At 68.8% G+C, this 13,447-nt stretch carries 11 protein-coding genes and 1 pseudogene; 8 read left to right on the top strand and 4 right to left on the bottom strand.

What is annotated here, in order from left to right; genetic code table 11:
• Nucleotides 1-96: 96 nt before the first annotated feature.
• Nucleotides 97-462, top strand: a pseudogene (locus tag AC0B44_RS20545) (sugar O-acetyltransferase); the annotation flags it as partial.
• A gap of 11 nt (nucleotides 463-473) precedes the next feature.
• On the opposite strand, the gene bsaP reads toward AC0B44_RS20545, so the two are convergent.
• Both bsaP and bioB read right to left on the bottom strand, forming a co-directional pair.
• Complete coding sequence (bsaP, locus tag AC0B44_RS20540) at nucleotides 474-674, bottom strand: biotin synthase auxiliary protein BsaP (RefSeq protein ID WP_439808622.1); 201 nt, start codon at nucleotides 672-674, stop codon at nucleotides 474-476.
• Between the two features lies 1 nt (nucleotide 675).
• The gene (gene bioB, locus AC0B44_RS20535; protein ID WP_169653095.1) at nucleotides 676-1,689 is read right to left on the bottom strand and encodes a biotin synthase BioB; all 1,014 of its coding nucleotides are present in this window, start codon (nucleotides 1,687-1,689) and stop codon (nucleotides 676-678) included.
• 121 nt (nucleotides 1,690-1,810) lie between these two features.
• On the opposite strand from bioB, the gene AC0B44_RS20530 reads away from it, so the two are divergent.
• From AC0B44_RS20530 to AC0B44_RS20500, 7 genes are all read left to right on the top strand, one after another.
• Nucleotides 1,811-2,437 carry a TetR/AcrR family transcriptional regulator C-terminal domain-containing protein gene (locus AC0B44_RS20530; RefSeq protein WP_169620109.1) on the top strand — a complete coding sequence of 209 codons (627 nt, stop codon included), beginning with the start codon at nucleotides 1,811-1,813 and terminating at the stop codon, nucleotides 2,435-2,437.
• A gap of 42 nt (nucleotides 2,438-2,479) precedes the next feature.
• The gene (locus AC0B44_RS20525) at nucleotides 2,480-3,790 is read left to right on the top strand and encodes an SWIM zinc finger family protein (protein ID WP_169620110.1); all 1,311 of its coding nucleotides are present in this window, start codon (nucleotides 2,480-2,482) and stop codon (nucleotides 3,788-3,790) included.
• Nucleotides 3,787-5,211, top strand: coding sequence for a DUF5691 domain-containing protein (locus AC0B44_RS20520; RefSeq protein WP_169620111.1), 1,425 nt, complete (start codon nucleotides 3,787-3,789; stop codon nucleotides 5,209-5,211). The genes AC0B44_RS20525 and AC0B44_RS20520 overlap by 4 nt, the downstream gene beginning before the upstream one ends.
• The gene (locus AC0B44_RS20515) at nucleotides 5,208-6,308 is read left to right on the top strand and encodes an ATP-binding protein (protein ID WP_434024059.1); all 1,101 of its coding nucleotides are present in this window, start codon (nucleotides 5,208-5,210) and stop codon (nucleotides 6,306-6,308) included. The genes AC0B44_RS20520 and AC0B44_RS20515 overlap by 4 nt, the downstream gene beginning before the upstream one ends.
• Nucleotides 6,287-8,500 carry a DUF5682 family protein gene (locus AC0B44_RS20510; protein ID WP_471904607.1) on the top strand — a complete coding sequence of 738 codons (2,214 nt, stop codon included), beginning with the start codon at nucleotides 6,287-6,289 and terminating at the stop codon, nucleotides 8,498-8,500. Before AC0B44_RS20515 ends, AC0B44_RS20510 begins: the two co-directional genes overlap by 22 nt.
• The gene (locus AC0B44_RS20505) at nucleotides 8,497-9,648 is read left to right on the top strand and encodes a VWA domain-containing protein (protein ID WP_169653092.1); all 1,152 of its coding nucleotides are present in this window, start codon (nucleotides 8,497-8,499) and stop codon (nucleotides 9,646-9,648) included. The genes AC0B44_RS20510 and AC0B44_RS20505 overlap by 4 nt, the downstream gene beginning before the upstream one ends.
• A gap of 116 nt (nucleotides 9,649-9,764) precedes the next feature.
• A complete protein-coding gene (locus tag AC0B44_RS20500) occupies nucleotides 9,765-10,721 on the top strand; it encodes an iron-siderophore ABC transporter substrate-binding protein (RefSeq protein ID WP_169620376.1) in 957 nt (318 codons plus the stop codon).
• Nucleotides 10,722-10,737: 16 nt separating this feature from the next.
• Here AC0B44_RS20500 and AC0B44_RS20495 read toward each other — a convergent pair whose 3' ends face one another.
• The gene (locus AC0B44_RS20495; protein ID WP_169620115.1) at nucleotides 10,738-11,496 is read right to left on the bottom strand and encodes a succinate dehydrogenase/fumarate reductase iron-sulfur subunit; all 759 of its coding nucleotides are present in this window, start codon (nucleotides 11,494-11,496) and stop codon (nucleotides 10,738-10,740) included.
• A gap of 1 nt (nucleotide 11,497) precedes the next feature.
• On the bottom strand, nucleotides 11,498-13,414 hold the full coding sequence (locus AC0B44_RS20490) for a fumarate reductase/succinate dehydrogenase flavoprotein subunit (protein ID WP_471904605.1): 1,917 nt from the start codon (nucleotides 13,412-13,414) through the stop codon (nucleotides 11,498-11,500).
• Between the last annotated feature and the right edge of the window lie 33 nt (nucleotides 13,415-13,447).

Here is a 13,447-nt window from a genome sequence, read left to right as displayed (position 1 = left end):
AACTCGGCGGGGAACGGCTTCGGCATGGGAAACATCCTTCCATCGTGAGGAGTGATCCTCACAGATCAGATGTCAACCAAACCGGGGGCAGTCCCATACAACATCACGATCGGGCCGCGAACCTTCGTCAACTTCGGAGCGGTCATGCTGGACGTCGCGCGGATCTCGATCGGCGCCGATGTGCAGATCGGACCCAACGTCCAGTTGCTCACACCCACCCACCCTCTCGATGCCGAACTGCGGCGCGCGAAATGGGAAGCTGCCGAACCGATCACCATCGGCGACAACGTGTGGCTGGGGGGCGGCGTGATCGTCTGTCCCGGAGTGACGATCGGCGAGAACACTGTTGTCGGGGCCGGAGCGGTGGTGACGCGCGATCTGCCGCCGAACGTGGTGGCTGCGGGCGTGCCCGCCCGCGTCGTCCGGCAGGTACCACCTTCCTCGCCGGATTCGGACCTCTGATCGCCTTCCGGTCAGCGTTGCTCGTTGCGGGACGAATCGATGATGCCGTGGCGTGAACACCGCGCCCACCATCCGTCGGGGATGACCTGCACGACCATCCGCCGACCACACAGCGTGCAGTACCGGGGTGGTTCGAGACCCAGCCGAACTCCCCGGCGACTCGCGACCTCGAGACCGTCGACGAGTTCGGCGCCGGTGTACGCGTCGAACACGTCAGATACTTTCGCCGAGTGCCTTGATCGGCATCCGCAGGTCGACGAGCAGGTCGAGGTCGGTTTCGGCACGACGCCCGAGGGTGGTGAGGTAGTTGCCGACGATGACGGCGTTGACGCCGCCGAGCATGCCCTGCTTCGCACCGAGATCACCGAGGGTGATTTCGCGGCCGCCGGCGAACCGGAGGATGGTGCGCGGCAGGGCGAGCCGGAATGCCGCAATCGCCTTGAGTGCCTCGGTGGCCGGGAGCACCTCCCGATCTGCGAACGGCGTGCCGGGCCGCGGATCGAGGAAGTTCAGCGGCACCTCGTCGGGTTCGACCGACGCGAGGTCAGCCGCGAATTCTGCTCGCTGCTCCAAGGTTTCGCCCATCCCGAGAATGCCGCCGCAGCACACCTCCATGCCGGCCTCTTTCACCATGCGGAGTGTCTCGAATCGTTCCTCCCAGGTGTGGGTGGTGACGACGTGGTTGAAGTACGAGCGCGCGGTTTCGAGGTTGTGGTTGTAGCGGTGGACGCCCATGGCCGCGAGTTGGTCGACCTGGTCCTGGGTGAGCATGCCGAGGGAACACGCGACCTGGATGTCGACCTCGTTGCGAATCGCCTCGACGCCGGCGGCGACCTGGGCCATCAACCGCTCGTCGGGGCCGCGCACGGCGGCGACGATGCAGAACTCGGTGGCGCCGGTCTTGGCAGTCTGCTTGGCGGCTTCCACGAGCGACGGGATGTCGAGGCGCGCGGCGCGCACCGGTGAGGCGAACAGGCCGGACTGGGAGCAGAAGTGGCAGTCCTCGGGGCAGCCGCCGGTCTTGAGGCTGACGATGCCTTCGACCTCCACCTCCGGTCCGCACCACGCCATGCGGACGTCGTGCGCGACGTCGAGTAGTTCCTCGAGCCGGGAGTCGGGCAGGCGGAGCACGTCGAGCATCCGGTCGCGGTCGAACCCGACCCCGCCCCGGAGTACCTGGTCGCGAGCGAGGTCGAGGATGTCGGTGCGAGCGGGCGCCTGGGTCACTGCGTCTCCTGACATGAGAAAACTTGAACGGTGTTCAATTGAACGGCGTTCAGGTTAGGTGGGGGGTCCGATACTGTCAACGGGAGGCCCAGACACAGCGGGACGGACAGGAGCGGACACGGTGCAGTTGCGACGCGGCGACGTTCTCGACGGCGCCATGGCGATCCTCGACGAATACGGGCTCGGCGACCTCACAATGCGCAAGCTCGCCACCTCGCTCGGCGTTCAGCCCGGCGCGCTGTACTGGCATTTCCCCAACAAACAGACTCTTCTCGGCGCGATGGCCGACCGCATCCTCGACGGCGTCGACGCGGAACCGGACTCCCCCGACTGGGACGATGCGCTCACCGAACTCGCCCACCGGTTGCGCTCCGCTCTGCTCGCCCATCGCGACGGCGCCGAACTCGTCGCATCCACCTACGCGTCGCGGCTGACCACTTCCCGCGCCCGCGATGCGTTCGTCGCCGCGGCGCAGCGCGGAGGGCTTTCCCGCGCGCACGCCGAACTCGCCGGTTACGCGCTGCTGCACTATGTACTCGGCCACACCGTCGACGAGCAGTCCCGCGCGCAACTCGCCGAACTCGGCGCGCTGACGCGGGGGCCGGTATCGCCCGATGTCGCGACGGAGACGGCGCCGACCTCGGACGACGATCTCCTCGACGGTGATCCCGCCATCCGTTTCGACTTCGGCCTGACACTCTTCGTCGACGGCATCCGGAGGCGTTTGAACACCCGTGCCACATCCTGACGATTCGGTCGCTGTCGGAACCCTGCCGTACGTTCTCAGGACGTGACAAGCCCCTGGCCCCCCGATCGGATCGCTGCCGCCGCACCTGATCCGTCCTCGCTGACCGCTGCGCGCGGACTGGTGTCGGGGTGGATCGATACGGGGCGGCAGGACGGCGCGCTCTGGGGCGAATGCCGCGGCCGGGGCACCGCTGTCTACCGCACCGCGATCGACCTCGACGGCCCCGCCTACACATGCACGTGCCCGAGCCGGAAACTCCCGTGCAAGCACGCACTCGCCCTGCTCATGCGCTGGTCCGACGGCATGGTGCCGAAGGCTGACCCACCCGGCTCGGTCACCGAATGGCTCGCGTCACGCGCCGCGCAGACCACTCCCCCGGATGAGCCGGGCGACGAACCCGCAAAGGCTCCCGATCCGGCGACCGTCCAGCGCCGCGCCGAGCGCGCGGCCGCCGGGCTCGACGAACTCGACCGCTGGCTGACCGACCGGATCCGCAGCGGTCTCGGTGCCGTCGACCACGGGTACTCCACCTACGACGACATCGCGGCTCGCATGGTCGATGCGCAGGTCCCCGGCGTCGCCTCGACACTGCGCGCTCTCGCCGGGGTCGTCGCGACCGAGGTGGACTGGCCCGCCCGGGTGCTCACCGAGTACGCGCGTCTGCATCTGCTGGTGGTCGCGTACCGGCAGATCGACGACCTGCCCGACCCTCTCGCGCGGTCGGTGCGCACCCACCTCGGATTCCCCACCCGCGCCGACGACGTGCGTTCCGAGCCGCCCGTCCGCGACCGATGGCAGGTACTCGCGACCCGCATCTCCGAGGACAGCCGACTGTTCACCCGCAAGGTGTGGTTACGTGGCCGCGACACCGGACGCTGGGCGATCCTTCTGGATTTCTCCCACGGCACCGCCCGGTTCCCCGACGCGACTCCCCCGCCGGGCATGCTCGTCGACGCCGACCTGCATTTCTATCCCGGTGCCGCACCGCTCCGCGCGCTCGTCGGCGAGCGGTACGCCGATCCCGAACCGTTCACCACGCTGCCTGCCTCCTTGCCCGGGACCGCACCGGATTTCGATGCGGCACTCGACGAGTACGCCCGTGTGCTGGGCGCCGACCCGTGGATCCGCTCGTGGCCGATGCTGCTCGACAGCGTCGTTCCGGTCGGATCGGACGGGTCCTGGCACCTCGTCGACCGGCACGGTCGCGCGCTGCCGCTCGGCGGTGACGACGACACGCGGTGGCGACTACTCACGGTCGCGGGTGGCCACCCGCTGACGGTATGCGGAGACTGGGACGGTACCCGCCTGGCACCGGCGTCGTTGTTCACGGCAGGACAGGAGTTGTCACTGTGACGGAGACCTTCGAAACCCTGTCGACCGCGGCGCTGCTCGGCACAGCCCGCTCGGCACCGGCAACGTCGACGCTGCACACCGCGGACGCGGCGACGGCGCTGACCGGCGATCCGGCTTCGCGTCTGCTCGCGGCCGCCGCCCTCGAGTCCGCGTTCCTCACCGCCGCGACCCTCCCCACGGTGCGCACACTGCCGAGCCCTGCCCCGGACGACGACCGCCTCACGCTCCCACCGGCGGCAGCCGAGCGGTTGCGTGGACTGCTCGTCGTCCGCTCGCCCCTTCTTCCGGAGTGGTTCGCGCTCGCCGAGCGGTTCCGGGCACCGCACGAGATCGTGGTGGATCTGCTGTGGTTCGCCGCGCCCGACACCCCACACCGCGAGCACCTGCTGCGCCTCGCCGGCGCCCGCGGCCAGTGGGTGGCGGCGCTCAACCCGGAGTGGTCCCACCTCGTCACACCCGACCCGGCCGACGAACGACTCTGGCTGCACGGCTCGCCTGCGCAGCGCCGCCGATGGTTCGCGGTGGCGCGGGCCGCCGACCCCCATGCCGCCGCAGCGCGACTGACGGCGTCGTGGTCGTCGGAGACGGCGGCGCAGCGAGCGGCGCTGCTCGAACTGCTGACGAACGGCCTCGGCGAGCACGACGAAGCCTTGCTCGAGCACGCGCTCGACGACCGCAGCCGCAAGGTCCGCGCGACCGCCCTCGGGTTGCTGCGCCGCCTCCCCGACTCCGATTTTGCCGAGCGGATGTCCCGGCGGGTGCGGGAGTGGACACGCGTCGACGACGGCGATCTCGTGGTCGAGGTCCCGGACCGACTCGACGCGGAAGCGCTGCGCGACGGCGTGGACGAGGGCGCCTCCCGGCCGGGTGGTGTCGCGATGCGCCGGCTGACGACGGTCGTGTCCTCCGCTCCTCCGTCCGCGTGGCAGCACATCGCTCCGACCGCCCGGCAGGTACTCGGGTACCGCGTCGGCGAACCCGCACGCGAGGCGCTCGACGCGGGCTGGGCTGCGGCCACTGCCCTGCATCGCAACGGAGAATGGGCCGCCGCACTGCTGCGCCGCGACGGCACGGTCGGTGCCGACGTCGCGCAGGCGCTGCCCCGCCCCGTACTGGTGGCGCATCTGCACGACTCGGCCGGCCGCGCCCTGCTCGACCCCGACCTGCTCGGCGCTCTCCCCGCGCCGTGGCCCCGGGATCTGGCGGAGAAGGTACTCATCGCGCTGTACGGCGATGAGGGAACCGGCGTCCGCTCGTTCCGGACGATCCTCGCGCTGATCGCGCATCGCGCACCGTTCGAGCTCACCGAACTGCTCGCCGACGCCGCGAACCGCACCGACCACCTCGACCGGCTGAACCTGTTCGCGACGGCCGCCGACACCTTGACCCTGCGCAAGACCCTTCACGAGGAGCTGAGTTGACCGACGCCGTTTCCGAACCAACGCTGTTGCGCCCCCATGCGGAGCAGCAGTACGCGCACGAACTCGCGGCGCTGGCGCGGCTCGACGACCGGCCCCGCCCGCCGTCCTGGCACCTGTCGCCGTGGGCGGTGGTGACGTACCTGCTGGGCGGCGAACTGTCCGACGGCACCGTCGTCAGCCCCAAGTATGTGGGCCCGCGACGTCTGATGGAGGTCGCGGTGGCCACCCTCGCCACCGACCGCGCCTTGTTGCTGCTCGGTGTCCCGGGTACCGCCAAAACGTGGGTGTCCGAACATCTTTCCGCTGCGATCAGCGGGTCGTCGACCCGACTGGTCCAGGGCACGGCCGGCACGTCCGAGGACTCGGTCCGCTACGGCTGGAACTACGCGCGACTGCTCGCCGAAGGACCGTCTGCGGACGCGCTCGTCCCGTCGCCGATCATGACGGCGATGCGCGACGGTGCCATCGCCCGCATCGAGGAACTCACCCGCATCCCCGCGGACGTGCAGGACGCCCTCATCACGATCCTGTCGGAAAAGACGCTGCCCGTCGCCGAACTCGGCATCGAAGTGCAGGCGAGCAAGGGCTTCAACGTGATCGCCACCGCCAACGATCGCGATCGGGGCGTCAACGAACTGTCCTCGGCGCTGCGACGACGATTCAACACCGTGGTGCTCCCCCTGCCCGCCAGCGAAGAGGACGAGGTCGCGATCGTGACCCGTCGCGTCGAACAACTCGGAACCTCGCTCGAACTCCCGAAGATCCCTGCTGCCGCCGAGGAGATCCGGCGCGTGGTCACTGTGTTCCGGGAACTGCGCCAGGGTGTGACCACCGACGGACGCACCAAACTCAAGTCGCCGTCCGGCACCTTGTCGACCGCCGAAGCGATCTCCGTGGTCACCGGTGGGCTGGCGCTCTCGGCGCACTTCGGTGACGGGGTCCTGCGCTCCACCGACATCGCCGCGGGCATCCTCGGGTCGGTGGTGAAGGATCCGGTGGCCGACCGCGTGGTGTGGAGCGAATATCTCGAGGCGGTCGTGCGGGAGCGTCCCGAGTGGGCAGACTTCTATCGCGCATGCCGGGAGATCACCGGGTGAGCGACGGCGCCGAAATCCGGGTCTTCGGCATCCGGCACCACGGGCCGGGGTCGGCGCGGGCGGTGCTGCGCGCCCTCGCGGAGTTCGAGCCCGACACCGTCCTGATCGAGGGACCGGCCGACGCCGATCCGTTCCTCGCCCTGGCCGCATCCGACGAGATGCAACCGCCGGTCGCGCTGCTCGCCTACGTGCGTGACGAACCCGCGCGCGCGGCGTTCTGGCCGTTCGCGGCGTTCTCGCCGGAGTGGCAGGCATTGCGCTGGGCGATCCTGCACGACGCCGACGTGCGCTTCTGCGACCTTCCGGCGGCAATCTCGTTGGCCGCGGACCGCTCTCCGGAATCCGCGGAGCCCACCGACCCGCTCGCAGCGCTGGCGTCCGCGGCGGGTTACGACGACTTCGAGCAGTGGTGGGATGCCGTGATCGAGCATGCCTCGGCGGAGGAGGAGTCGGGAGCCGGAGCGTTCGACGAAATCACTGCGGCGATGGCGGCCTTGCGCGCCGACGTGGAACTCGACGAGCACACGGCGCGCCGCGAAGCCCACATGCGGCAGGTGTTGCGCACGGCCGTCAAGGCCGGCGCCCGCAACATTGCCGTCGTGTGCGGGTCGATGCACGCGCCCGCCCTGAGCGGCCCGCTCGGTCCGGCCGCGCCGGACGCGCGCGTGCTCAGAGGTCTTCCGAAGGTGAAAGCGGCGCTCACGTGGGTGCCGTGGACCCATTCGCGGCTCTCTGCCGCGTCCGGCTACGGCGCCGGCATCACCTCGCCCGGCTGGTACGACCACCTCTTCCGCTACCCGGACGACACGACCGCACGCTGGTTCACCCGCGTCGCGCGGGTGTTGCGCGAGGAAGACCTCCCGGTCTCGAGCGCGCATGTCATCGAAGCGACCCGCCTCGCCGATACGCTCGCGGCGCTGCGCGGCCGCGCAGTGCCCGGTCTGGCGGAGGCCGTCGAGGCCACCCGTGCGGTCCTGTGCGACGGCGACGAGGTGCTGCTCGACTTCGTGGCGCGCACACTCGTGATCGGAGAAGCACTCGGCGCGGTTCCCGAGGACACTCCGACGGTTCCGCTGGACGCCGACCTGCAGGCGCGCTCGAAAAGCCTTCGGCTCAAACGCGCCCCGATCGCCAAGAAGCTGGACCTCGACCTCCGCAAAGATCTCGATCTGCAACGATCCCGCCTGTTGCACAAGTTGTCGCTGCTCGGGATCGAGTGGGCGCTACCGGCCGAGAGCGCGGTGCGTTCGACGGGAACGTTTCGCGAGACCTGGTCGCTGCAATGGGATCCGGAACTGGCGGTCGCCATCGTGGAGGCGTCCCGGTGGGGCACCACCGTCGAGGCCGCCGCATCCGCCACGGTGCTCGACCGCGCCCGGACCGCGGGCACCACGCTCGGCGAGGTCACCGACCTGCTCGAACAGGCATTGCTCGCGGATCTGCGCGACGCGGTGCCCGAACTGGTCACTGCGATCGACGCGGCCGCCGCTCTCGATCACGATGTGCTGCATCTGATGTCGGCACTCCCGTCGCTGATCCGTACGGTCCGATACGGCGACGTGCGCGGGACCGATCTGTCCTCGCTGGTGCATGTCGCCGATGCGGTCCTCGCTCGCGTCTGCGCGGGCCTGCCGTCCGCCGTCACCGGGCTCGACACCGACGCCGCCGACACGGTGCGGAATGCCGTCGACGAGGTGCACACGGCGCTGGCGCTGCGCGACGATCCCGGCGCGACGGACCGCTGGCTCGACACGCTCGCTTCGGTGTGCGACCGCGACGATGTCGACGGCGTGCTCACCGGCCGGACGGTACGGATGCTTCGCGATGTGGGGAGATTGAACGAGCGCGCGACCGCTGTGCGGGTCGCCCGCGCCTTGTCGGTCGGGTCCACGGCGGCCGCGAAGGCACGCTGGATCGACGGATTCGTCGGCGGTGGAGGGCTGCTGCTCGTGCACGACCGCGACCTGCTGTCCCTGATCGACACGTGGGTGTCGGATCTGCGCTCCGAGGAATTCGTCGACGTCCTGCCCGTGCTGCGACGCACGTTCGGGTCGTTCGCACACGGGGAACGCAGCCTGCTCGGCCGGGCTGTGCGAGGGGGCCCCGAGCACCGCACCTCTGCGGCACTCGACCCCGAACGCGGCCGTCGCGCAGTCGCGGCAACCGCCTTGATTCTGGGGGTCCCGGCATGACAACGGAATTCGACGAGCGAATGCGGCGCTGGCGACTTCTCCTCGGCGATGCCGCGGAAGAATCCACCACCGCGCTGGGCGCGGGAACCGATTCGGCGATGGACGCGGCCCTCGCCGCGTTGTACGACACCGACGCGGACGGGACCGGCGGACCGCGCAGCGGCGGACTGGGCGCCTCGGCCCCGAAGGTCGCACGCTGGCTCGGCGACATCCGCACGTATTTTCCGACGACGGTCGTGCAGGTGATGCAGCGCGACGCGGTCGACCGCCTCGGACTCGACAGGCTGCTGCTCGAACCGGAACTGCTCGACGCCGTCGAACCCGACGTGCATCTCGTCGGCACCCTGCTGAGCCTCAACAGCGTGATGCCCGAGACCACCAGGGCGACAGCACGAGCGGTCGTCGGAAAAGTCGTCCGTGAGGTCGAGGAACGCATCGCCCAGCGCACCCGGACCGCGGTGTCGGGAGCCCTCGACCGATCGTCCCGGACCTCGAATCCGAAAACTCGCGACATCGACTGGCACCGCACGATCCGCGCCAATCTGGCGCACTACCAACCCGACTATCGCACCGTGGTTCCGCAGCGTCTCGTCGGCTTGGGGCGACGCTCCCAGGCGGTGCAGCGGGACGTGGTGCTCGCCGTGGACCAGTCGGGATCGATGGCGTCGAGCGTGGTGTACGCGGCGGTCTTCGCTGCGGTGCTCGCCTCGATGCAGGCGCTGCGTACCTCCCTCGTCGTCTTCGACACCGCCGTGGTGGACCTCACGGGCAAGCTCACCGACCCTGTCGACGTGCTGTTCGGCACGCAACTGGGCGGGGGCACCGACATCAACCGGGCGATCGCCTACAGCCGGACCCTCATCACGCGCCCCACGGACTCGCTGTTCGTGCTGATCTCCGACTTGTACGAGGGCGGCATCCGGGCCGAAATGCTCTCCCGGGTGCGCGAGATGCTCGCCGCCGGGGTCCAGGTGGTGGTGTTGCTCGCGCTATCGGACGACGGCGCTCCGGCGTTCGACCGGGACAATGCGGCGGCGCTCGGCGCTCTGGGCGTGCCGGCGTTCGCGTGCACCCCGGACCGTTTCCCGGACCTGCTCGCACTCGCGCTCGAACGTGGCGATATCGGTCGATGGGCACAGTCGATGTAACTCGGCCGCCGAGATACCGTGCCGCCCCCACCGGGGGTTAGGATCACCTAACGCACATACGACGTGCACCGGCAAGTGAAACGAGGACACCTGTGAAACTCCGACTTGTGGCGCTGATGGCGGCCACCACGCTCGCCGTGGGAGCGTGCGGCTCGACCGACAGCGATTCGGCCGACGAGACGAGCAACAACGGATCCGGAGCGTTTCCCGCCACCATCGCCACCATGTTCGGTGATGTGACCGTCGAATCACAGCCCGAGCGCGTCGCCGCCCTCGGATGGGGCGACGCGGAGACGGCACTGGCGCTCGGCGTCCAGCCCGTCGGCGTGAGCGACTGGCTGGCCTTCGGTGGCGACGGAGTCGGCCCGTGGGTCGAGAACGGCTACTCGGAGTCTCCGGAGATCATCGGTACCGTCGACCCGTCCTTCGAGCAGATCGCCGCATTGGCACCCGATCTCATCCTCGACACCGCCAGTTCGGGCGATCAGGGCCGGTACGACACGCTCTCGGCGATCGCCACCACGGTCGGTCCCCCGAAGGGCGCCACGGCATATCTGACGCCGCGCGACGAGCAGATCTCGATGGTGGCCTCCGCGCTCGGCGTCCCCGACAAGGGTGCCGAAGTGGTCGCGGACATCGACGAACAGTTCGCCACCGCGGCGGCGGAGCATCCGGAGTTCGCCGGCAAGACCGTCACCGTCGCCGCCTACACCTCGGACGGATGGGGTGCGTACGTCTCCGGCGACGCGCGCGTGCAGTTCCTGCAGGACCTCGGGTTCGTCAACAACCCGGCCGTGGAGGCCGTGGAGACGGACAGCTTCTTCATCCCGGTCTCGGAGGAGAACCTGGGCATGCTCGACGCCGACCTGCTCGTCGTGCTGCCGATCTTCGTCGAGACCTCCGAGGTCACCGACAACCCCTTGTTCCAGCAGCTTCCTGCCGTGCGGGACGGCCGTTTCCTCGTCCTCGACAGCGGCAGCGACATCGCCAACGCCATCTCGCTGAACTCGGCCCTGTCGATTCCGTTCGCGCTCGAGCAGTTGGTGCCGCTTCTGAGCGAGCGCGTCAGCTGACGACCGCGCGGGTAGGTCAGCGCCGGAACAGCTTGTTGCCCAGCCACACGACCGGGTCGTACCGGCGACCGGCCACCCGTTCCTTCATCGGGATGATGGCGTTGTCGGTGATGTGGATGTATTCGGGGCAGACCTCGGTGCAGCATTTGGTGATGTTGCAGAGGCCGAGTCCGGCTTCGTCCTGAGCGAGGTCGCGCCGGTCCGCGACGTCGAGTGGGTGCATGTCGAGTTCGGCGAGGCGGATGAAGAACCGGGGTCCCGCAAACGCGGGCCGGTTCTCCTCGTGGTCGCGCGTGACGTGACATACGTTCTGACACAAGAAGCATTCGATGCATTTGCGGAATTCCTGCGAGCGTTCCACATCGATCTGCTGCATGCGGTACTCCCCCGGCGCGAGGTCCGGGGGAGGCGCGAACGCCGGAATCTCCCGGGCCTTGGCGTAGTTGCCCGACACGTCGGTGACGAGGTCACGGATGACCGGGAAACCCCGTAAGGGCGTGACGACGATCGGATCGTCCGTCTCGAAGAGCGACATACGGGTCATGCACGTCAGACGCGGGCGTCCGTTGATCTCCGCCGAGCACGAACCGCATTTGCCGGCTTTGCAGTTCCATCGCACCGCGAGGTCCGGCACTTGGGTAGCCTGGAGTCGGTGGAGGATGTCGAGGACCACCTCACCCTCGTTGACCCGCACCGAATACTCCTGCAGTTCCCCGCCGTCGCGGTCCCCGCGCCAGATCCTGAACTCGGCGGTGTAGCCCTCACTGTCGGCCATCTCAGTGCCTCCGTCCGGGGTGACCGGCGAGTTCCTCGTCGGTGTAGTACTTGGCGAGTTCCTCGATATCGAAGAGTTCGAGCAGTTCCGGATCCATCGGGGTCTGCTGTTCCCGTTCGACGGACACCTCAGGGATGATGCGGTCCTCACCGGACTTGCGGCACACCAGCAATGTCCGCCGCCAGTTCGCGTCCATCGAGGGATGGTCGTCGCGCGTGTGACCGCCGCGACTCTCGGTGCGCAGCAACGCCGCCCGCGCCACGCACTCACACACGAGCAGCATGTTGCGCAGATCCAGCGCGAGGTGCCAGCCCGGGTTGTACTGCCGGTTCCCCTCCACCGCAATGTTGGGGATCCGCGCGCGCAGGTCGTCGAGTTCCGCGAGCGCGCGTTCCACCTCGTCGGCTGTGCGGATGATGCCCACGAGGTCGTGCATCACGCCCTGTAGCCGCTGGTGCAGCGTGTACGGGTTCTCCACCTCGTCGTGGTCGGCGGGATCGAACGGTGAGAGCACTGTGCGGGCCGCCTCTTCCACCGCTTCGTCGGCTACTTCGGGCCGGGTGGTGAGACCGTGCACGTAGTCGGCGGCACCGAGCCCTGCACGACGGCCGAATACCAGCAGATCCGACAGCGAGTTACCGCCGAGACGATTGGATCCGTGCATCCCTCCCGAGCACTCCCCTGCCGCGAACAGGCCCGGGACCGACGCCGCGCCGGTGTCGGGATCCACTTCGATCCCGCCCATCACGTAGTGGCAGGTCGGTCCGACCTCCATGGCTTCCCGGGTGATGTCGACGTCGGCGAGTTCGAGGAACTGGTGGTGCATCGACGGCAGGCGCCGGATGATCTCGGCTCTCGGCATCCGCGAGGCGATATCGAGGAACACGCCTCCGTGGGGGGTCGCCCGGCCCGCCTTGACCTCGGAGTTGATGGCGCGCGCCACCTCGTCGCGCGGCAGCAGGTCGGGCGTGCGGAGATTGTTCTCCTGATCCTCGTACCAGCGGTCCGCCTCCTCGGGCGTCTCCGCGTACTGCCCTTTGAACACCGGCGGGACGTAGGAGAACATGAACCGCTCCCCCTCGGAGTTCTTCAGGACACCACCGTCACCGCGGACCCCCTCGGTGACGAGGATGCCTTTCACGCTCGGCGGCCAGATCATCCCGGTGGGATGGAACTGGACGAACTCCATGTTGATGAGCGCGGCACCGGCCCGCAGCGCCAGGGCGTGCCCGTCGCCCGTGTATTCCCAGGAGTTGGACGTCACCTTCCAGGATTTGCCGATCCCTCCGGTCGCGATGACGACGGCGGGAGCGTTGAACTGGACGAACCTGCCCGATTCCCGCCAGTACCCGAAAGCACCTGCGACCCTGCCCTGTTCGTCGAGAAGCAGTTCGGTGATGGTGCATTCGGAGAACACCCTCACCTTCGCCTCGTAGTCTCCGGTAGCCGCGAAGTCCTCCTGTTGCAGCGAGACGATCTTCTGTTGCATCGTGCGGATCAACTCGAGACCGGTCCGGTCGCCGACGTGGGCGAGACGCGGATAGGTGTGTCCTCCGAAGTTGCGCTGGCTGATCCGTCCGTCCGGGGTGCGGTCGAACAGCGCACCGTACGTTTCGAGTTCCCACACCCGGTCCGGTGCTTCGCGGGCGTGCAGTTCGGCCATTCGCCAATTGTTGAGGAACTTTCCGCCGCGCATCGTGTCCTTGAAGTGCACCTGCCACGAGTCCCGCGAGTTGGCGTTACCCATCGCTGCGGCGCATCCGCCTTCCGCCATCACGGTGTGCGCCTTGCCGAAGAGGGACTTGCAGACGACCGCGACTCTCAGTCCGCGTTGCCGAGCCTCGATGACCGCCCGCAGTCCGGCTCCCCCCGCTCCGATCACGACCACGTCGTAGTCGTGCCGCTCGACTTCCCCCATGTGTGTTGCCTTTCCGTGTTGCGTCGTGCCCCG

This window comes from Rhodococcus sp. NPDC019050 (genome assembly GCF_055664235.1).
The sequence above is the reverse complement of the archived record's forward strand: the minus strand, read 5'-3'. Positions and strand labels throughout refer to the sequence as shown.